Source organism: Exiguobacterium sp. s6 (genome assembly GCF_018618155.1).
In the GTDB taxonomy this organism is placed as follows: domain Bacteria; phylum Bacillota; class Bacilli; order Exiguobacteriales; family Exiguobacteriaceae; genus Exiguobacterium; species Exiguobacterium mexicanum_A.
In genome coordinates this window covers 700,217-720,188 of the sequence record NZ_JACSLN010000001.1, presented here as the reverse complement: position 1 = coordinate 720,188, position 19,972 = coordinate 700,217, and the positions used below count along the sequence as shown (strand labels likewise).

The following is a 19,972-nucleotide window of genomic DNA, read 5'->3' as shown; positions in this document are numbered from 1 at the left end:
AAAACGCGCTCAAAAAAAAGTGAGACGAACAGGATTGCTTTTTTAAAAAAACAAATGTATAATAAATCGTGTCAGAGAACATGCACCCGTAGCTCAGGGGATAGAGCACTGGTTTCCGGTGCCAGGTGTCGGGAGTTCGAATCTCTCCGGGTGTATCAAAGAAAGAGGTCAGGCAGATGCCTGGCCTCTTTTGTCGTTTTAGAATCGTCAAACCGTGGAATAGGTCAAAAACGATGACTATCGTTTGACCAACATTGACTATAGCGGTATGATATGTTTACAACCTACATAAAGGAGGCAGATTCAATGTTAATTCCAACAGTTATCGAACAAACAGGTCGCGGGGAACGCGCGTACGATATTTACTCACGCTTGCTCAAGGACCGCATCATCTTGCTCGGAAGTGCGATCGACGACAACGTCGCCAACTCGATCGTTGCCCAGCTCCTCTTCCTTGCAGCCGAGGACCCAGATAAGGACATCTCACTTTACATCAACAGCCCGGGTGGTTCGATCACTTCCGGAATGGCGATTTATGACACGATGAACTTCATCAAACCGAACGTGTCGACGATTTGTATCGGAATGGCCGCATCGATGGGTGCCTTCTTGCTCCAAGCCGGTGAAAAAGGCAAACGCTTCGCGCTTCCAAACGCGGAGATCATGATTCACCAACCGCTCGGCGGTACGCAAGGTCAAGCATCGGACATCAAGATCCATGCTGAACGCATCATCAAGATGCGCGAGAAATTGAACCAAATCATGGCCGACAACACTGGCCAGCCGCTTGAAGTCATCGAGCGCGACACTGAGCGCGACTACTTCATGTCAGCTGACCAAGCGAAAGACTACGGTCTCATCGACAAAGTCATGACGCGTTAATGACGCAACCCCATCCTCCTCAGAGGATGGGGTTTCAGCTTGTTGACTAACATGATTGATATCGCTCGTCCTTCCGGCGCCCACGCTTTCCGCAGGCAATCCCGGAGCCGCATCGCGACTAGCGTCGCTGCTGGGTCTCCGTTGGATTGCTCTCCTGCGGGAGTCGGGGCGCCATCGGACGAGCAACGCAAACGGTCGCCATCTGGCGGCCGTTTGTCTTTTTCTGAGGCCTCGATGGCCGAAGAAAAAGCCCTGATATGTTCTTCGAACCGATGAAAACGGGAAACGGTATGTATGGACCGTCACCGCCTCCGAACAGGAAGGGGAATCAATCATGTACCGAGCCCACATCGCCAAACGCCATGAACCGATCCACACCGCGGCCTCGTTGGACCAGTTGGTCCCGAAAGACCATCTCGTCCGCAAGATCGACCGCCATGTCGACTTCTCCATCGTCCATCGTCTGTGCGCACCACTCTATTCGAACACCGGGCAGCCCGGCATCGATCCGGAGATCCTCATCAAAATCATCCTCCTCGGCCCTTTGTTCAACATCCGATCCGTCCGCCAAACCATCAAAGAAATCGAGACAAACCTGGCGTACCGATGGTTCCTCGGGCTCGGAATGGACGAGAAAGTCCCTGACCATTCGACGATCAGCCAAGCCTACCGGCGACGGTTCGCCGGGACGGACGTCTTTCAACAAATTTTTGACGACATCATCCATCAGGCGGAGGCGCATAACCTCGTCTCGGGACGGATCCTCCTCACGGATTCGACACATATCCGGGCGAACGCCAGCAAGAAGAAGTTCGACAAGACCGAGGTCGACGCGGTCGAGGATGAACTGTTGGCGCGCGTGAACGAGGATCGGTCCGCGCACGGAAAAAAGCGCTAGAGCCCGCCGAGCCCGGCGAACCTAAAAAGAAGGTGAGCAAGGTGAGCCGTACCGATCCCGAGGCGGGCTACATGTATCGGACCCGGAAGCCGGAAGGCTTCTTTTGGCTCGTCCACCGAACGGTCGACGCAAAGTATAACTTCATCGTCGATGCCTACGTCACGCCGGGGAACGTGCATGACAGCAGCGTCTATCTGGAGCGTCTGGACTACATTCTTCAGCATTTCGCCTTCCCGCTCGAGGCGGTGGCGCTCGACGCGGGCTATTTCTCAACGGAGATCGCCAAGTCGCTCGTCAATCGTGGCATCTATAGCGTCATCTCGCGACGCCGCTTCGGCGGCAAGAAAGGGAAGTTCTGAAAATCCAAATTCACCTATCTCGCGGATGAGAACGCCTATCGCTGCCCGGCCCGCCAAATCCTCCGTTACAGCACGACGACCCGCCAAGGATACCGCCAATACGTGTCCGACCCGAAAGTCTGTCAAGACTGCCCGCTCCTCGAAAAATGCATGGAGAACGAGACGAACCGTCGGATCATAACGCGCCATTTGGACGAGCCGTTCCTCGAAGCGGTGAACAGGAATCGATTGACCGCATCCGGTCAATACCTATACCGTCTCCGGCCACAGACCGTGGAGCGCTCGTTCGCCGACGCGAAGGAGCTTCATGGGCTCCGCTTCACGTTCTACCGGGGCCGTGAGGCGGTCCAGCGCGCCAACCTGGTGGCAGCCACCGCACAAAACATGAAGAAGCTGGCCAACCTGTTGGCCTGGAGAGACCGTATACATACCATTTTTTCAATCTTGTGCCGGGCAGAGCGCCTCAAGCTCATCGAACCTAAAAAAAGACGAACCAATTCGCTTTTTGCGAATTGGTTCGTCAACAGCCTGCAACCCCATCCTCCTCAGAGGATGGGGTTTTTGTTTACTCTTCGACCTCGACCCCGAACACATAGCGGCTGTCCCCACGCGGCCACTCCCCGCCCGTCTCGAACAAATAGACACCCGGTTCGTCTGGGACGACGGGTTCAGACCGTACGAGTTCCCCGTCGATGATTTGATGGAATGAGACGTTCGACGGCTCGGCATGGAACTCGACATCAATCTCGGCACCCGGCTCGACGGGCACGAGCTGCAAGTCGTCCGCTTCCGGCAACCCGTGGTCTTCACATACCGCCTCGCCCCCATTGGACCAGCAGAACGTCGACTGCTTCACCTCGGCCGTCACCGATCCGATCCGGACTGTCGGGAGCGGCGGTTTGATCGAGGACTCCGACTTCCTAAACGAGGTGGCCAACAACGCGCCGCCGACGAGAATCAACCCAACCACGACGATCCATAACCCTTTTCGTCTCAACTCGCTCATCTCCTTTGTTCTTGTATTCCCCGTTCCACGAAAAAACGACCCACTTCCGTGAGTCGTCCCGTTCATTTCGGGCGTCGGAGCCCTTTCATCATATAGCCGCCTTTAAAGTCGATCGGATCGAATGCGACGAGGAACGCCTTCGGCTCATACTCCTCGACCATTTGCCGCAAATCTTTCATCCGTGTCCGTGCCGCCAAGACGTCGAGACGATATCGGATGCCGTCACGTCCCTGACCTTGGTAGTGCGTCACACCATAACCGCTGTCGCGCATCTTTTGGATGAGCTCGGCCGGGAACTCTTGCGTGTGGACTTGGATCATGTTGTAGCCGATGGCAAGCTTCCGCTCGACGTAACCGCCGACGAGAATCCCGAGCCCGAATCCGACCGCATAGACGATCATGCCGAGCGTCGTCAAATCTTGGAACACGATCCCGAGCGCGAAGATATAGATTAGCGTCTCAAGCGTCCCGAACAGCCCCGCAATCATCGTTTTTCCTTTGACGAGCATGATTGTCCGAAGCGTCAGCACCGGTACGTAGACGAGTTGTAATACTAGGATGAGCAAGATTTGCCCCATAGGATCGACCTCCATTCGAATTCAATATAACCACTATTCCAAATTTTAAGGCCGGATGCAACCAAAAAAGGCTGACCGCAGTCAGCCTTTCGCAATTATTTGTCTAAGTTATCCACGCTCGTGAGCAGTTCATAATCTTTGCGGATGACCTGATAGATGGCGTTCGTGTCACCTGACAATACTTCTTCCGCGCGCAATTGGTTGAGGAAGAGGCTTGTCGCGAACGTGACAAGGGCGCTTTTCGGGATCCCGATTTGTTTCGCACGCTCCGTGATGACCTGGTCTAAATCAGCGTCGATCGTGAGCGAGATTCTTTTCTTTGCATTCGACATAATCATGAAGCTCCTTTAAGTTACATTTCTAAGTCCTATACACAATTGCTAATTATATAGGAAGAATGGTTTTGGTGCAACCGGGGTCACGATGAGCTGATTTCTTCACCGTTTCGCACCTTGTCCGCGATCTGGTCGATCTTGCGGAGCCGATGGTTGATCCCCGACTTCGAGATCGGTCCCGTCTCGAGCATCTCGCCGAGTTCTTGGAGCGAGACGTCTTGATGGGTGACCCGGAGCTCGGCGATCTCCCGGAGTTTGACCGGTAAGATTTCAAGCCCGACCGTGCGCTCGAGGAACTTGATGTTCTCGACTTGACGGAGCGCCGCCCCGACAGTCTTGTTCAAGTTCGCCGTCTCACAGTTGACGAGCCGGTTGACCGAGTTGCGCATGTCTTTGATGATGCGCGCGTCCTCGAAGTCGAGCATGCCGCGCGTCGCCCCGATGAGTTTCAGGAAGTCCGAGATCTTTTCACTCTCTTTGATATAGAGGATGTGCCCTTTCTTCCGCTCGAGCGTCTTCGCGTTCAAGCCGAAGCGGTTGGCGAGGTCACGGAGCGCCTGGTTATGGTTCTCGTACAGGCTATACACCTCGAGGTGATATGACGACGTCTTCGGATGGTTGATTGACCCACCGGCGAGGAACGACCCGCGTAAATAGGCTCGGGCGAGGTTCTCGTCACGTGTCATGTCCGAGTTGAGCGTGCGGATCATCTCGTAGTTCTCCCCGAGGATCTCAAGGTCTCGAAGCATCGTCTCGGCACGCTGGGCGACCCGGACGATATAGACGTTGTTCTTCTTCAACCGCATTTTCTTCCGTACGAACAAATCGAGATGATGGTCGTACAGCCGTTTCATGAGGGAATAGATTCGACGTGCGATGGCGGCGTTCTCGGTCGAGACGTCGAGCGTCATCCCTCGCCCTAAAGCGAGCGAAATGACCCCGTTCATCCGGACGAGCGCAGATAGTTCCGCTTTCGCCTCGGCATCGGTCACGACGAGTTGCGTCAATTCTTTTTTGACGTCAGAGGCAAAGCTCATGCCGGTCCCCTCCTTTCTGTTCAATCACAACTTATTTCAGCTCAAGTTCTTGGAACGAGCGTGGTTTCTTGATGCGCAGGACGCGTTGCATGACGAGTCCGGCGATGGCGTCCGAGTCATGGCGGATATAGTCACGGTTATAGTCGACGATGTCCCCCGCGAGCACGTTCGTGCCGTAATTTCGGAGCTTCTTCCGATCGAAGCGGACTTCTTCCGAGCCGTCCTCGAGGTAACGCTCTAAATAGATGTCCTCGATCGGCTCGTTGTTGACGACGATCGTGTCGACCGTCGACTTGCCGAGATATGCCTCGATCGATTTCAAATGTTTCATCGCGTCATACCCTTTCGTCTCACCGGGCTGCGTCATGACGTTGCAGATGTAGACGACCGGTTTACCCGAGCGGACGATGGCGTCACGCACTTCTGGAATCAAGAGGTTCGGAATGATGCTCGTATACAAGCTCCCTGGACCGAGCACGATCAAATCGGCGTCCTCGATCGCCTCGACGACACCAGCCGCCGGCTTGATGCCTTCCTCGAGCAAGAACAGGCGCTTGATTTGTTTCTCGACGAGCGGGATCTTTGATTCACCTTTGACGATCGTCCCGTCCTCGAACTCGGCGGCGAGCGTCATGAGTGTCTCCGTCACTGGGAGCACCTTGCCTTGGGCGTTCAACAGCTGCGACAAGACGTCGACCGCCTTGACGAACGAGCCTTCGCAGATGTGCGTCGCCGCCGTCAACATGAGGTTGCCGAGCGAGTGCCCTTCGAGCCCGTAACCGCTGTCGAACCGATACTGCAAAATCTTGTCCATGAGTGGCTCGACCTCGGACAAGGCGAGGATGACGTTCCGGATGTCGCCCGGCGGCAACATATGGAACTCGTCACGGAGGCGCCCCGAGCTGCCCCCGTCGTCCCCGACCGTGACGATGGCCGTGATGTCGAGCGGATAATGCTTCAAGCCCCGGACGAGCGTCGAGAGGCCCGTCCCTCCACCGATGGCCACCACTTTTCTATCGCGTCTCATCTTATTTCTCCTTCGTCGCATGCGCGAGATCGCGATGGACGGTCTTGACGTTATAGCGCTCGGCGAAATGGGCCGATACTTTCTCGGCGAACGTGATCGAGCGGTGCTTCCCGCCCGTACAACCGAAGGCGACGACGACTTGCGTCTTCCCTTCGCGCTTGTACTGCGGCAACAGGAATTCGAGCATGTCGATCAGTTTTTTATAGAACGCCCGCGCCTCGGGGTGCGACATGACGTAGTTCTGGACTTCTTCCGTCTGCCCGGTGAGCGGACGGAGTTCCGGGATATAGAACGGGTTCGTGATGAAGCGGACGTCGAACAACAGGTCGATGTCGAGCGGGACGCCGTGTTTGAACCCGAACGACATGAAGTTGACCGTGAACGGAATCCGTTCCTCGTTGAACTGGAGCAAGATGCGGTCTTTGAGCATCTGCGGCTTCAAGTCGCTCGTATCGTAGAGCGTATGGGCCCGGTCACGGAACCCTTCGAGCAACGAGCGCTCCATCCCGATGCCGACGAGCGGCGCGTCTTCCGGGGCGAGCGGATGCGACCGGCGCGTCTCCTTGTAGCGGCGCACGAGCACTTCGTCCCGTGTGTCGAGATACAACAAGTGCGGGTGCACGTTCTTCTGTTCCAAGTCGTCGATGACGATGAACAGGCTGTCGATGAAGTCGCGCGTCCGTGTGTCGATCGCGACGGCGATCTTCGGCCGGACCGAGCTGATGACATCGATCAATTGCGGCAAGAGCACCGGCGGCAAGTTATCGACGCAAAAATAGCCGAGATCCTCAAAGCTATTCATTGCGACCGATTTCCCGGCCCCGCTCATCCCGCTGATGATGATCAATTCTTCTAATCCTTTAAAGTCTTCCATGTCACTGACGCCCCCTTAAAATTGACAACCGAGCCGTGTGTGCAGCTCTCTTCTGTCCTTAGTATAACGAACGTCCGAAAAAAAGAGAAGGGATTGCGGTCGCCCGCAATCCCTTCTGCCTCATGTCACGCGTTTTGTTCGTGCAACGCCTCGAGGAGTCCCTCGATATAGTGTTGCGCGTTTTGAGCGGCAATCGATCCGTCGTTCGTCGCGGTGACGACTTGACGGAGCGTCTTGTCGCGTACGTCGCCGGCTGCGAAAATCCCTGGGATCTTCGTCTCCATCGCTTCGTTCGTGACGATATAGCCTTGCTCGTTCGTGATGCCGAGGTCTTTGACGAAACCAGTGATCGGGTTCATACCAATATAGATGAACACACCGTCGATTTCGTGGTCCGACTCGGTCCCATCGACCGTGCTGACGAGACGTGCCCCGCCGACTTTACCATCCGCTTCCACGATCTCTTTGAGTGTGTGGTTCCAGATGAAGTCGATTTTCGGGTTGTCGAACGCCCGTTTTTGAAGAATCTTCTGCGCGCGAAGCTCGTCGCGACGGTGAACGATTGTCACCTTGTCAGCAAAACGTGTCAAGAACACGCCTTCCTCGACAGCTGAGTCGCCGCCGCCGATGACGAACAAGTTCTTCCCTTTGAAGAACGCCCCGTCACAGACCGCACAATACGATACACCGCGGCCGCCGAGCTCTTCTTCGCCCGGGACACCGATTTTCTTGTATTGTGCGCCAGAAGCGAGGATGATCGCCCGTGCTTTATAGTCACGGTTGTGCGCGTGGACGACTTTATATTCCGTCTCGTCCGAGATGCTTTGGACGTCGCCATAAGCGTACTCCGCCCCGAATGCTTTCGAGTGGTCGAACATTTTTTGAGACAAGTCTGGGCCGAGGATGCTGTCATAGCCCGGATAGTTTTCGATATCTTCCGTGTTCGCCATCTGTCCACCTGGGATACCGCGTTCGATCATAAGTGTCGATAAGTTGGCACGCGACGCGTAAAGTGCCGCCGTCATTCCGGCTGGGCCGGCCCCGATGATAATGACGTCATAGATTTTTTCTTCTGTCATAATGATTCCACCTCTGCATGAAATTGATTGACTTCAGTATAAGAAACCTAGGGAGGTATCGTCTATCTTTATGCTTGTTCGAGTGTCTGTTTGAACGAACGGATCGTGCCCGTGAGCGTCGCGACGTCGATTCCGAACGTGTCGGCGCAGTCGTCGAGGATGAGGGCATCCCGTTTCGCATAGAACATCCAGACGAGGGCCGCGGCCGATGCCGTGACGTCCTCGAACGATGCCCCGGCAAGGAGCAGGAGTGAGAACCGTTCATAGAAGTCGCCGTCGAGGCTCATCTGTTCCGCTTCCGTCACTTCCGTCTCGGCGAGCATGAGGGCCTCATACGCCCGAGCGATCCGGGCGTCACCGGTGAACGGTGCCCCGCAAATCTCAGCACGACATTTCTCGGCGAAGGCGAGCACCGTCTCGTTGTCGGTGATCCCGTTCGTCAACGCGAGTGCTTCAAACGCCTCGTCGTCGGCAAGTTTCGAGATGATTCGGATGATTTCGATGCGAGCCGCGTCTTCTTCTTGGCGCAACCCTTGGACGAGTGCCGAACGGAACTCGAGGTTGTCGCGGATGTCATACGGGCTCGCTTCTTCAAATTGTTTCAACTCGTCACTGTTCAAATAGGTGGCCGCTTCTTCAAGACGCCCGGTCTTGTAGGCGGACACGCTGAGCCAATGCCCGAACAGTGAATCCCCACGGAATCCGCGGTCTTTCAAGAGGCGGAGTTCTTCGTACGCGCGGTCGTATTGACCGACGAGCGCGAGTGTCGTGGCGAGTTTGTAGCGCAAGTCGAACTGGAGCGGGCGGACCCGTGTCAGCGGGACCGACAGTTGGAGCGCCGCTTCTGATTGTCCGGCCTCATGCAACAACAAAATCGTGTTCAAAATCGCATGCAAGTTGCCCGGGTTTTCATCGAGCACATACTCGAGCGTCTCGAACGCCGCTTCATCGTTGCCGAGATAAAAATTGACGATGGCCAAGTTGTTGAACGCCGGCCAAAAGCGCGGGTAGCGGTCGATCAATCGTTCGAGCGTCGACTTGGCGGCGAACAAGCGGCCTTTGTCGATATGCTGCTGGGCCTCGGTGTGCCACGTGATCAACTCGTCTTCATCTTCGTCCTCGAGTTCTTGCTCGAGTTCGATCAGTTCTAATAGCGATTGGACCGAGTCCGCATAGCGCCCGTGTGCCTCGACTTCGAGGTAACGTTTCGCATACATCGCTGCTTCTTCATATAAAGAGATATAAGCGCAATTGCTCGCAAGGTGATACAAGGCCTCGGTTGACGTCTCATCGAGTTCTAGCACCCGTTTCCACACGTCATTGGCGTGATAGATCTCCCCTACTTCAAATAACAGTTCAGCGTACTGTTTGTGATAGTCGACGCGGTGCGCTGCAGCGGCAGTGGCTTCAGCCATGAAAAAAGTCGCTTCATCTAGGCGACCTTCACGTAACGCACGACGACCTCTATAGTAGTGGAGCTCCGCGGCGAGCGGAGATTCTGGTTCGGGTAGCGTCATTACTGCTTCATAGTTCGCTTCCATATTCTAAATCCTCCACATCATCTCTAAATCTATTTTTAGTTGCAGGGTTAAGAATACCGCACTCAAACAACGAGGGCAACTGAAAAACTTAAAAAAAATCGGGACTATATTCCTTCTATAATGAATATATTTTGCTAGGTCGTTCAAATGCTTTTCGACAAAAATATGGAGGTTTCATGTCAGCGCCCATAGACACAAAAAAGCGGTATCGCCTTTAAAAAAAGTGATACCGCCCTAGTAATTTTATGAGGCCCTACATGTCTTGACCTCAAAATGATTTCGCACTAAATTGTGTCTATTTTGTGTCGATGGTATGGAGCTTTGCCCCAACGACGCGCTCTCCGGGCGCGACGTCACGATGGACGACGGCCCCGGCACCGATGACGGCCCGATCGCCAATCGTCACGCCAGGTAAAATCGTCACGTTCGCCCCAATCAACACCTCGTCCCCGATGTGGACGTCGCCGATCCGATACTCGTCGACGAGATACTCGTGACAGAGGATCGTCGAGTTGAACCCGATGACCGTGTTACGGCCGATCGAAATCCGCTCCGGGAACATGACGTCCGGCGTCACCATGAGGGCGAGCGCGCTATACTCCCCGATTTCAATACCGAGGAACGTCCGGTACAGCCAGCGCTTCGCCTTGACGGACGGGAAGTACCGGCCGATCAAGACGACGGTCGTGTTTTTGAAGACACGTAGGAAACGAATCGTCCGATACATCTGCCAGAGCGGATTCGGTCCGTCGAGACGAAACCGTTCCGTCTTACGCATGGACCGTGACCTCGTCGAGCCACGCCTCGAAATGTTCCATCGAGTCGATGATGACGTCCGGTTCGAGCGCTTCGAGGAACGCACGGCCTTTGATGGCCCAGCCGACAGCGACCGTCTTCGTCCCGGCGTTCTTGCCGCTGAAGATGTCCGTGTCGTTGTCCCCGACCATGACAGCGCGGTCCGCCGTCGATCCGAGCGCACGGAGCGCCCGTTCGACCGGTTCGGCGTGCGGTTTCTCATATTCCACATCGTCGGCCGTGACGACCACATCGAACAGATAGTCGATCTTGAACAGACGCAAGCCTTGCTCGACGACGGGACGGCCTTTCGAGGTGACGACGCCCATCTTGTAGCCTTTGGCGTGGAGGCGATACAGCCCCTCGATCACACCCGGATATTCGGCGACGAGCTGGTCGTGCATCGCGATATTGAAGCTGCGATAGAACGCCTGCATCTCTTTCCATTCCGGTTCATTGAGCGCCTTGAACGACTTCTCGAGCGTCGGTCCGATGAACGGGAAGATGTCCTCATCGCGATACGTCTCGTCCGGGAAGTAGTACCCGAGCGTGTGACGGAAACTCGCGATGATGAGCGGGTTCGTATCGAGCAACGTGCCATCCAAATCGAATAGAAGTGTATCCATCAATCAAACAGTCCTTTCTCTGAAGGGTCATCGTATCGTTTCGCTTTGCGGCGGACGATCATCATGACGACACCGAATACGATCATCGCGATCGAAACGAGTTGTGCCGTCCGGAGATCGCCGGCCATGAGGCTATCCGTGCGGAGCCCTTCGATATAGAAGCGTCCGATCGAATACCAGACGAGGTACGATAAGAAGATGTAGCCGCGCGGCGGGTTACCGACCATGCGCCAGACGACGAGCAAGATGACGCCGATGATGTTCCAGACGCTCTCGAACAAGAACGTCGGCAAGTAATAAGCGCCATCGATATACATCTGATTGACGATCCAATCCGGGAGGAAGAGCGTCTCTTTCAAGAAACGGCTCGTCGTCTCGGCACCGTGCGCCTCTTGGTTCATGAAGTTCCCCCAACGTCCGACCGCTTGCCCGAGCAGGAGCGACGGAGCGAGGATATCGGTGATCTTCCAGAACGACATCGACTTGCGCATGCAATAGATGATGACGACGAGCAACGCTCCGAAGATGGCGCCGTGGATTGCGATCCCGCCTTGGCGGATGTCGATGATCTGTCCAAGGTTCTCACTGTAGTAGTCCCATTGGAAGATGACGTAGTAAATCCGGGCGAAGACGATACTGATCGGAATCGACCAGATGATGACATCGACGACCCGTTCTGAATCATAATTGAGACGTTTCGCCTCGAACAAGGCGAGAACGAGGCCGAGCATCGCACCGAAGGCGATGATCATGCCGTACCAATAGATCGGGAGCGACCCGATTTCAAACGCGACGCGATCAAACGTTGGCTCTACCATTATTCCATGTCCCCTTCGTTGTCATGGATGGCGTTCGCGAGACGTTCCGCGAACTCTTCGGCCGTGTTGATGCCCATGTTCTGGAGGCGGTAGTTCATCGCCGCGACTTCGACGATGACGGCCAAGTTACGTCCCGGACGGACCGGGATCGTGAGCAACGGCACTTCGCTGTCGATGATTTTCATCGTGTTGTGATCGAGCCCGACGCGGTCGTATACTTTGCCCGCATCCCAGTTCTCGAGGTTGATGATCAAGCTGATCTTCTTGTGCGAGCGGACGGCGCCAGCGCCGAACAACGTCATGACGTCGATGATGCCGATTCCGCGAATCTCGAGCAAGTGACGAATCAGCTTCGGAGCCGAACCGACGAGCAACTGGTCCCCGGTCTGACGAATCTCGACCGAGTCATCGGCGACGAGGCGATGGCCCCGTTTGACGAGTTCGAGGGCGGTCTCGGATTTCCCGACGCCGCTCTGCCCTTTGATGAGCACGCCGACGCCATAGATGTCGACGAGTACGCCGTGCATCGCCGTCATCGGCGCGAGTTCCATCTCGAGGAAGTTCGTGATTTGTGACTCGATTGACGTCGTGACCGCGTTCGTGCGCATGAGCGGAACGTTCGCCGCCTCGGCTTCTTGTTCGATCTCTTTCGGGATGTCGAAGCCGCGCGTGATGAGGATGCCCGGTGTCAGTTCCGTGCATAAAATCTTCGCCCGCTCGCGGCGGCTCTCTTCCGACAAGCTCGCGTAGAATGTGAGCTCGGTCTTGCCGAGCACTTGAAGCCGATTTTTCGCATAGTGGGTATAGTAGCCGGCAAGGACGAGTCCCGGTCGACTGAGGTCCGGTGTGGCGACAGGACGGTGAAGTCCCTCTTCCCCGGCGATGACTTGAAGTTTGAAGCGCTCAACGAGTTGAGCCGTGCGTACGATATTTTGCATGAGTAATCTGCCCCTTTCACGCTCATTATTGTATCATAGCTCTTCTGGAGAAGCGTCAACGAAAGTGAGCCGAAACGTGTCGAAAAAAAGCGATGAAACTAAATTGTGGCAATTCCGTAGAACGGGTATAGACAAATAGGGAGGTGAAATGAAATGAATTCACTATTTTGGATTGCCATTGTCTTTATTTTTATCGTCGGGATCGCGGCGCTCTTCTACTTGGTCAAATCACTGTTTGACATGTGGCGCGAATATGCCGCGACGAAAAACGAGACGGTGTTGCTGTTGTTCATCTTGAACATCGTCGGCTTGTTCTTGTCCGGGTCGCTGTTATCGATGATCGTCGCCATCATCTTCTATTGGAAACGGTCGAAGACGATGCGGAACCTCGGGATTTTCTTACTCATCGCCGGACCGGTCCTGTTCATCCTGTTCATCATCGGCTCATTCACGCTGTATGACGGTCAAATGATGGATTGGGAACAAATGGAGTATCAAATGAATCTATGACATGACAAAAACCCGGAGGCAACTGCCTTCGGGTTTTGTCATGGATGTCTCATTCGCCCGGTACATAGCCGACCACGGTGTTCGACTCCGGTGCGACCAAGATCGTCGGTACGTCGACGCTACTGTTCGGGTCCGCTTCGAACGAGACGGCGAGCGCCTCGGTCCCGGCATACGCATCGTCCAACAGTTCATAACCATCATCGACCGTGACACGATGTACCTCGGCACTTGCTCCCGCATCGATTGCGGGCTCCTGCCAGTTCCGCGCGGTCACATACGCCCAGGCGACAGCAATCGCTTCGTCGCCAGCCGGCTCGTTCTCATTGACGATGCGCTGTTCGTCGGCACATCCGCCAAGCACCAGCACCGCAATCATCATCCATCCGTACGCTGACACAAATCGCTTCATCCCGTCCCTCCTCGTCTCTCAAGTTAAAAGAAACCCGAAGGCGAGAGGCCTTCGGGTTGTCGGTCATTGCTGATGGAACGGGTTGTTCAAGTCGGCCGGATTGACCGGGTCGACCGGATCGATTGGTTCCGTCGGTTCGTTTTTGTCCTCTTCGAGGAACGTCGACGGTGTGTGGAGCGAACCGTGTTCGAGGTCGATTGTGCCGGTACGCGTCCCGGCCTCGACTTCGATCCGCGGTGTTTGGCCACGGCCCGACAAGAATTCGAGTCGGCGTTGGGCGACGTCTTTCCGGTCGCGGATGATCTCGAGCTCGTCTAAATTACAGTGGAGACCACCGAAGTTCGTCTCGAGTTCTCCTTCGACCTCGACGCCGTGCGGCAAGACGAGACGGACGTTTCCGGCGAGCGAGGCGAGCTCGAACTTGGCCGGACGTGCCGTCGCGAGTTCGGCGCGGATGTTCCCGTTGCCGGTCTTGAGCGACGCCTTGTCGTACTTGCCGTTCACGATGACGGCTCCGTTGCCGGTCCGGACGTGAACGAGTTCCGACTCGACCGCTTCGACTTCGACCGTTCCGTTCCCCGTGTTGAGGAGCAGCTCCGAGGCATGTACTTCATGAAGTACGACCCGGCCGTTCGCCGTCTGGATACGAACGCTCTCGACGTCGAGGCCGTCGGCACGGACCTCACCGTTGAGCGTCTGTACGTGTAGGTGATCGAAATGATGATGCGGGACGTACAGTTCGACGTGCGCCCGGACAAGCTTGTCGCGGAGTGACACGACGAGACGGTCACCGATGACCGAATGCTTGACCGCTGACTGGAGCTGTTCGAGCGCCTTGTCCGCGTCTTGCTGACGGAGCGGACGTCCGGTGACGATCAGTTCACACTCGTCGTTGTCCGACGAGACGATCGTCGCCGAGGCGTTGAACAAGTCGAGCGAGATGTCTTTCCCGGTGAACGGGAACGATTTCGAATACGTCACTTCCGGCCCGAAGTTCGAGCTGAACGTGAAGTCGCTGTCACGAAGTTTCGTCACGAGCCCTTCGACCGCCGACGTCAGTTTCGTCGTGAGCGACTCGACCGAATACGCATCGACCTTCTCCGTCTCTTGACGTTCCTCGAGCGCTTGGACGCGCTCCGGCTCCAACTTCTCGAGTCGTTCGAGCTGGGTCATGCCTTCTTCAATCGTCAACTTCCCGTCTTTCACTTGCTGGAGAATCAGTTCACGCATTTCTTGTTTCACTGTTCGTTTCCCCCTTCGATTTGGTCACACGTCAATCATGTTCCCGTTTCTCATCATTTCTATACCTTACTTCCGTTTTCCTGCTTTCGGTTTCGCTCGGGCCGAATCCCGTTCTAACACCGGTTTCAAATACTTGCCGGTGTACGACGCGGCGACTTCGGCGACTTCTTCCGGCGTCCCGGTCGCGACGATCGTACCGCCGCCGTCCCCGCCTTCCGGTCCAAGGTCGATCAAGTAGTCGGCCGATTTGATGACGTCGAGGTTATGCTCGATGACGAGCACCGTGTCCCCGTTCTCGACGAGGCGTTGCAGCACTTTCAACAGACGAGCGATGTCGTCGACGTGAAGACCCGTCGTCGGCTCGTCCAAGATGTAGATCGTCTTCCCGGTCGAACGTTTATGGAGCTCAGAGGCGAGCTTGACGCGCTGCGCTTCCCCGCCGGACAGTTCCGTCGCCGGTTGTCCGAGTTTCATATAACCGAGACCGACGTCAAAGATCGTCTGGATCTTGCGCTTGATTTTCGGAATCTTGTCAAAGAAGTCGAGCCCTTCCTCGATCGTCATATCGAGCACGTCGGCGATCGTCTTACCTTTGTACTTCACTTCGAGCGTCTCACGGTTATAGCGTTTCCCGTGACACACTTCACACGGGACGTAGACGTCCGGCAAGAAGTGCATCTCGATCTTGATGATCCCGTCCCCGCGGCACGCCTCACAGCGTCCTCCCTTGACGTTGAAACTGAAGCGCCCTTTCTTATAGCCGCGCATCTTCGCCTCGTTCGTCGAGGCGAACACGTCACGGATATCATCGAATACACCGGTATACGTGGCCGGGTTCGACCGCGGTGTCCGTCCGATCGGTGACTGGTCGATATCGATGACTTTGTCGATATGGTCGAGCCCTTCGATCTTCTTATGTTTGCCTGGCTTCGCCTTGGCCCGGTTGATGTGGTGGGCGAGCGATTTATACAGGATCTCGTTGATGAGCGTCGACTTCCCGGAACCGGAGACACCAGTGACAGCGATGAACATACCGAGCGGGATCGAGACGTCGACCCCTTTCAAGTTGTTCTCTTCCGCCTTCAAGATTTTCAAGAAACGCTCGTCCGGTACTTTCCGTTCGGCCGGGAGCGGGATGAACTTCTTACCGGACAAATATTGGCCCGTGAGCGACTTTCGGTTCTTCATGAGTTGCTTCGGCGTCCCGGCGGCGATGACTTCTCCGCCGTGTTCGCCGGCGCCCGGTCCGATGTCGATCAAATAATCGGCTGCCATCATCGTATCCTCGTCGTGCTCGACGACGATGAGCGTGTTGCCGATATCGCGCATCTGTTTGAGCGTCGCAATCAAGCGGTCGTTGTCACGCTGATGCAACCCGATTGACGGTTCATCGAGGACGTATAGGACGCCCGTGAGCCGCGAACCGATTTGAGTGGCGAGACGAATCCGTTGCGCTTCCCCGCCCGAGAGCGTCCCGGCGGCGCGAGAGAGCGTCAAATAGTCGAGCCCGACGTTGTTCAAGAAGCTGAGCCGCTCACAAATCTCTTGCAAGATGAGACGGGCGATGGCGATATCTTTCTCGCTCAACTCTGTCATGATCGAGTCGAACAACTTGATGGCGTTGACGACGGACAGTGAGGTCACTTGCCCGATATGGTGGCCCGTGATTTTGACGGCGAGCGTCTCTTCTTTCAACCGATAACCGCTGCATGTCGGACAGGCGTGTGTCGCCATGTACGTCTCCATCTGTTCACGGATATAATCGGACGTCGTCTCTTTATAGCGGCGCTCGATGTTGCGGAGCACCCCTTCGAAGAAGATCGTGTTCGTCCGGACTTGTCCGAAATCGTTCTCGTAACGGAACAAGAACGACTCTTCGTCCGTCCCGTGCAAGACGAGGTCTTGGTCACGCTTCGACAGACGTTCGAACGGCACGTCCATGTCGATGTCAAAGTGTTTGCACATCGAGGCGAGCAGTTGCGGATAATATTGCGAGCTTGTCGGCTGCCAGGCGACGACGGCGCCTTCCTTCAGCGTCTTCGACGGGTCCGGGATAACGAGTTCCGGGTCGACATCAAGCTTCGTACCGAGCCCGTCACACGTCGGACAGGCACCGAACGGCGAGTTGAACGAGAACATACGCGGCTCGAGTTCGCCAATCGAGAAGCCACAAATCGGACAAGCGTGATGTTCGCTGAACAGGAGCTCGGTCCCGTCCATCTTGTCGATGATGGCCCGGCCGTCGGCGAGGCGAAGCGCCGTCTCAAGTGAGTCGGCAAGACGACCTTCGACGTCAGCGCGGACGACGAGGCGGTCAACGACGACTTCGATCGAATGTTTCTTATTCTTATCAAGCTCAATCTCATCAGTCAGTTCAATCGTCTCGCCGTTGACACGGACACGGACGAACCCTTCCTTTTTGAGCGAGTCGAACACTTTGACGTGCGTCCCTTTACGGCCTGAGACGATCGGCGCCAAGATTTGCAGGCGCGTCTTCTCCGGCAGTTCCATCACTTGGTCGACCATCTGCGAGATCGTCTGGCTCGAGATTTCGATGCCGTGACGTGGACAGACCGGTTTCCCGATGCGGGCGAACAACAGGCGTAAGTAGTCATAGATTTCCGTCACCGTCCCGACGGTCGAGCGCGGGTTGCGGCTCGTCGTCTTCTGGTCGATCGAGATGGCCGGGCTGAGGCCCTCGATCGTATCGACGTCCGGCTTGTCCATCTGTCCGAGGAACTGTCGGGCATAGGCCGATAAGCTCTCGACGTAGCGACGCTGTCCTTCGGCGTAGATCGTATCGAACGCGAGTGACGATTTGCCCGAGCCGGACAAGCCCGTCAAGACGACGAGCTGGTCACGCGGGATATCGATATCAATGTTTTTCAAGTTGTTGACGCGCGCCCCTTTAATGACGATCGCATTTTTCTTTTCAGCCATTTAATTCCCTACCTTCAACTCCAAGATTAAGTCACGCAATTCGGCCGCCCGTTCGAACTGGAGGTCGCGGGCCGCTTGTTTCATTTCTTCTTCTAGTTTGGCAATCGCCACCTCGCGCTCGGCCGGTTTCATCGAACTGAGCGACTCGAGCACTTCTTCCTCGGCATCGACCGTCGCGCGGATGACGCCGCGCACTTCTTTGCGGATCGTCTGCGGCGTGATGCCGTGTTCTTCATTATAGGCTTGTTGAATCGAGCGACGACGGTCGGTCTCTTCAATCGCCCGTGTCATCGAGTCGGTCATCTTATCAGCGAACAAGATGACGTGCCCGTTCGAGTTCCGGGCCGCCCGTCCGATCGTCTGGATGAGCGACCGGTCCGAACGAAGGAATCCTTCCTTGTCGGCGTCGAGAATCGTGACGAGACTCACTTCCGGGATGTCTAGACCTTCCCGCAGCAAGTTGATCCCGACAAGGACATCGTATTTTCCGAGACGCAGGTCACGGATGATCTCGATCCGCTCGAGCGTTTTGATCTCTGAGTGCATATAGTTGACCTTGATGCCCGCTTCACGCAGATAGTCCGATAAGTCCTCGGCCATCTTCTTCGTGAGCGTCGTCACGAGGACGCGTTCGTCCTGTTTGATGCGTTCGCGGATCTGGTCCATCAAGTAATCGATTTGTCCTTTGATCGGATGGATCTCGATCGTCGGGTCTAAGAGACCTGTCGGCCGGATGATTTGTTCGATCATGTCCGGTGTATGTTCAAGCTCATACGGACCCGGTGTCGCCGAGATGAAGATCGCCTGTGACAACTTCTTCTCAAACTCTTCAAACTTGAGCGGCCGGTTGTCCTTCGCCGACGGGAGGCGGAAGCCGTGATCGACGAGCACTTGTTTCCGGGCCTGGTCACCGTTGTACATCCCGCGTACTTGCGGGAGTGTCACGTGCGACTCATCGGCGACGAGTAGGAAGTCTTTCGGGAAGTAGTCGATGAGCGTGTACGGCGTCGCCCCTGCCTCGGTCAAGTTCAAATGGCGCGAATAGTTCTCGATGCCTGAACAGTAGCCCATCTCACGCATCATCTCGAGGTCATAGTTCGTCCGCTGTTCAAGCCGTTGCGCCTCGAGCAGCTTCCCTTCCTCGCGGAACTTCTCGAGCTGTTGTTCGAGCTCGGCCTCGATGTTGACGATCGCTTTTTGCAGCTTCTCGTCGCGGGTGACGAAGTGGGATGCCGGGAAGATCGAGACATGCTCGCGGTCGGCGATGATCTCGCCGGTGAGCGGGTCCATCTCGCGGATCCGGTCGATCTCGTCTCCGAAGAACTCGACGCGCAAACACTGCTCGTCGCGTGACGCCGGGAAGATCTCGACGACGTCACCTCGGACACGGAACCGCCCGCGTTGGAAGTCGATATCGTTCCGCTCATATTGGATGTCAATCAACTTGCGGAGCATCTGATCACGACCCAACTCTTTACCGACGCGGAGACTTAAGACGAGGCTGTTATATTCTTCCGGGTTACCGAGACCGTAGATGCACGACACAGAGGCGACGATGATGACGTCATCGCGCTCGAACAAGGCCGACGTCGCCGAGTGACGAAGTTTATCGATCTCGTCGTTGATCGAGGCGTCTTTCTCGATGAACGTGTCCGTCGATGGGACGTACGCCTCTGGCTGATAATAGTCGTAATAGCTGACGAAATATTCGACGGCGTTGTTCGGGAAGAATTCCTTGAACTCCGAATAGAGCTGTCCGGCGAGCGTCTTGTTGTGGGCCAAGACGAGCGTCGGCTTCTTCACTTCTTGGATGACGTTCGATACGGTGAACGTCTTCCCGGTGCCGGTCGCCCCGAGCAACGTCTGGTACCGGTCGCCGCGATTGACGCCCTCGACGAGCTGTCGAATCGCCTCCGGTTGGTCGCCGGCCGGCTTATATTCTGATTGTAAGTCGAACGGAACGCTAATCTTATCCATATATATTCCTCGCTTTCTGTTCCTTGCATATTGACTTGATTATAGCACATACACGAACAAATATTCGCTTCTGACACGCTTCCCAAATCGCTCCGCTTTTC

Annotated in this window: 18 protein-coding genes, 1 tRNA gene and 1 pseudogene; 4 read left to right on the top strand and 16 right to left on the bottom strand. The window is 55.7% G+C overall.

The features are described from left to right. The first annotated feature begins 82 nt into the window (after positions 1-82). The 3 genes and pseudogenes from KNP75_RS03770 to KNP75_RS03760 form a co-directional block, all read left to right on the top strand. Positions 83-155, top strand: a tRNA-Arg gene (locus KNP75_RS03770). 151 nt (positions 156-306) lie between these two features. Next, positions 307-882, top strand: coding sequence for an ATP-dependent Clp endopeptidase proteolytic subunit ClpP (gene clpP / locus KNP75_RS03765; RefSeq protein WP_024370422.1), 576 nt, complete (start codon positions 307-309; stop codon positions 880-882). Positions 883-1,216: 334 nt separating this feature from the next. After that, positions 1,217-2,550 (top strand): annotated as a pseudogene (locus KNP75_RS03760) (IS1182 family transposase); the annotation flags it as partial. 154 nt (positions 2,551-2,704) lie between these two features. Here the strand turns inward: KNP75_RS03760 and KNP75_RS03755 are convergent. The 12 genes from KNP75_RS03755 to hprK form a co-directional block, all read right to left on the bottom strand. After that, positions 2,705-3,145, bottom strand: coding sequence for a hypothetical protein (locus tag KNP75_RS03755; RefSeq protein WP_215189899.1), 441 nt, complete (start codon positions 3,143-3,145; stop codon positions 2,705-2,707). Between the two features lie 62 nt (positions 3,146-3,207). Beyond that, on the bottom strand, positions 3,208-3,723 hold the full coding sequence (locus KNP75_RS03750) for a DUF2179 domain-containing protein (RefSeq protein WP_021065440.1): 516 nt from the start codon (positions 3,721-3,723) through the stop codon (positions 3,208-3,210). Between the two features lie 95 nt (positions 3,724-3,818). Next, positions 3,819-4,055 carry a hypothetical protein gene (locus KNP75_RS03745; protein ID WP_021065439.1) on the bottom strand — a complete coding sequence of 79 codons (237 nt, stop codon included), beginning with the start codon at positions 4,053-4,055 and terminating at the stop codon, positions 3,819-3,821. A gap of 86 nt (positions 4,056-4,141) precedes the next feature. Then, complete coding sequence (gene whiA / locus KNP75_RS03740; RefSeq protein ID WP_034778536.1) at positions 4,142-5,095, bottom strand: DNA-binding protein WhiA; 954 nt, start codon at positions 5,093-5,095, stop codon at positions 4,142-4,144. 31 nt (positions 5,096-5,126) lie between these two features. Next, the gene (locus tag KNP75_RS03735; protein ID WP_214752922.1) at positions 5,127-6,122 is read right to left on the bottom strand and encodes a gluconeogenesis factor YvcK family protein; all 996 of its coding nucleotides are present in this window, start codon (positions 6,120-6,122) and stop codon (positions 5,127-5,129) included. A 1-nt stretch (position 6,123) separates the two neighbouring features. Next, positions 6,124-6,996: an RNase adapter RapZ gene (gene rapZ, locus KNP75_RS03730; RefSeq protein ID WP_029595053.1), complete on the bottom strand. Its 873-nt coding sequence runs from the start codon at positions 6,994-6,996 to the stop codon at positions 6,124-6,126. Positions 6,997-7,121: 125 nt separating this feature from the next. Beyond that, a complete protein-coding gene (trxB, locus tag KNP75_RS03725) occupies positions 7,122-8,075 on the bottom strand; it encodes a thioredoxin-disulfide reductase (RefSeq protein ID WP_029595052.1) in 954 nt (317 codons plus the stop codon). Between the two features lie 68 nt (positions 8,076-8,143). Further along, the gene (locus tag KNP75_RS03720) at positions 8,144-9,616 is read right to left on the bottom strand and encodes a tetratricopeptide repeat protein (RefSeq protein WP_251128186.1); all 1,473 of its coding nucleotides are present in this window, start codon (positions 9,614-9,616) and stop codon (positions 8,144-8,146) included. Between the two features lie 295 nt (positions 9,617-9,911). Next, the gene (locus KNP75_RS03715; protein ID WP_215189898.1) at positions 9,912-10,394 is read right to left on the bottom strand and encodes an acyltransferase; all 483 of its coding nucleotides are present in this window, start codon (positions 10,392-10,394) and stop codon (positions 9,912-9,914) included. After that, the gene (ppaX, locus tag KNP75_RS03710; RefSeq protein WP_215189897.1) at positions 10,387-11,037 is read right to left on the bottom strand and encodes a pyrophosphatase PpaX; all 651 of its coding nucleotides are present in this window, start codon (positions 11,035-11,037) and stop codon (positions 10,387-10,389) included. The genes KNP75_RS03715 and ppaX overlap by 8 nt, the downstream gene beginning before the upstream one ends. Then, positions 11,037-11,855, bottom strand: a complete 819-nt coding sequence (gene lgt / locus KNP75_RS03705) for a prolipoprotein diacylglyceryl transferase (protein ID WP_034778541.1) — start codon at positions 11,853-11,855, stop codon at positions 11,037-11,039. Before lgt ends, ppaX begins: the two co-directional genes overlap by 1 nt. Next, on the bottom strand, positions 11,855-12,793 hold the full coding sequence (gene hprK, locus KNP75_RS03700) for an HPr(Ser) kinase/phosphatase (RefSeq protein ID WP_034778542.1): 939 nt from the start codon (positions 12,791-12,793) through the stop codon (positions 11,855-11,857). The genes lgt and hprK overlap by 1 nt, the downstream gene beginning before the upstream one ends. 153 nt (positions 12,794-12,946) lie before the next feature. On the opposite strand from hprK, the gene KNP75_RS03695 reads away from it, so the two are divergent. After that, positions 12,947-13,303 (top strand): hypothetical protein, encoded by a 357-nt coding sequence (locus KNP75_RS03695; protein ID WP_215189896.1) that lies wholly within the window; start codon positions 12,947-12,949, stop codon positions 13,301-13,303. A 49-nt stretch (positions 13,304-13,352) separates the two neighbouring features. On the opposite strand, the gene KNP75_RS03690 is transcribed toward KNP75_RS03695, so the two are convergent. The 4 genes from KNP75_RS03690 to uvrB form a co-directional block, all read right to left on the bottom strand. After that, a complete protein-coding gene (locus KNP75_RS03690; protein WP_029595045.1) occupies positions 13,353-13,712 on the bottom strand; it encodes a hypothetical protein in 360 nt (119 codons plus the stop codon). Positions 13,713-13,775: 63 nt separating this feature from the next. Continuing rightward, positions 13,776-14,954, bottom strand: coding sequence for a DUF4097 family beta strand repeat-containing protein (locus KNP75_RS03685; protein WP_214763333.1), 1,179 nt, complete (start codon positions 14,952-14,954; stop codon positions 13,776-13,778). 66 nt (positions 14,955-15,020) lie between these two features. Continuing rightward, positions 15,021-17,894 carry an excinuclease ABC subunit UvrA gene (gene uvrA, locus KNP75_RS03680; RefSeq protein ID WP_215189895.1) on the bottom strand — a complete coding sequence of 958 codons (2,874 nt, stop codon included), beginning with the start codon at positions 17,892-17,894 and terminating at the stop codon, positions 15,021-15,023. Then, positions 17,895-19,871, bottom strand: a complete 1,977-nt coding sequence (gene uvrB, locus KNP75_RS03675) for an excinuclease ABC subunit UvrB (protein ID WP_034778544.1) — start codon at positions 19,869-19,871, stop codon at positions 17,895-17,897. Between the last annotated feature and the right edge of the window lie 101 nt (positions 19,872-19,972).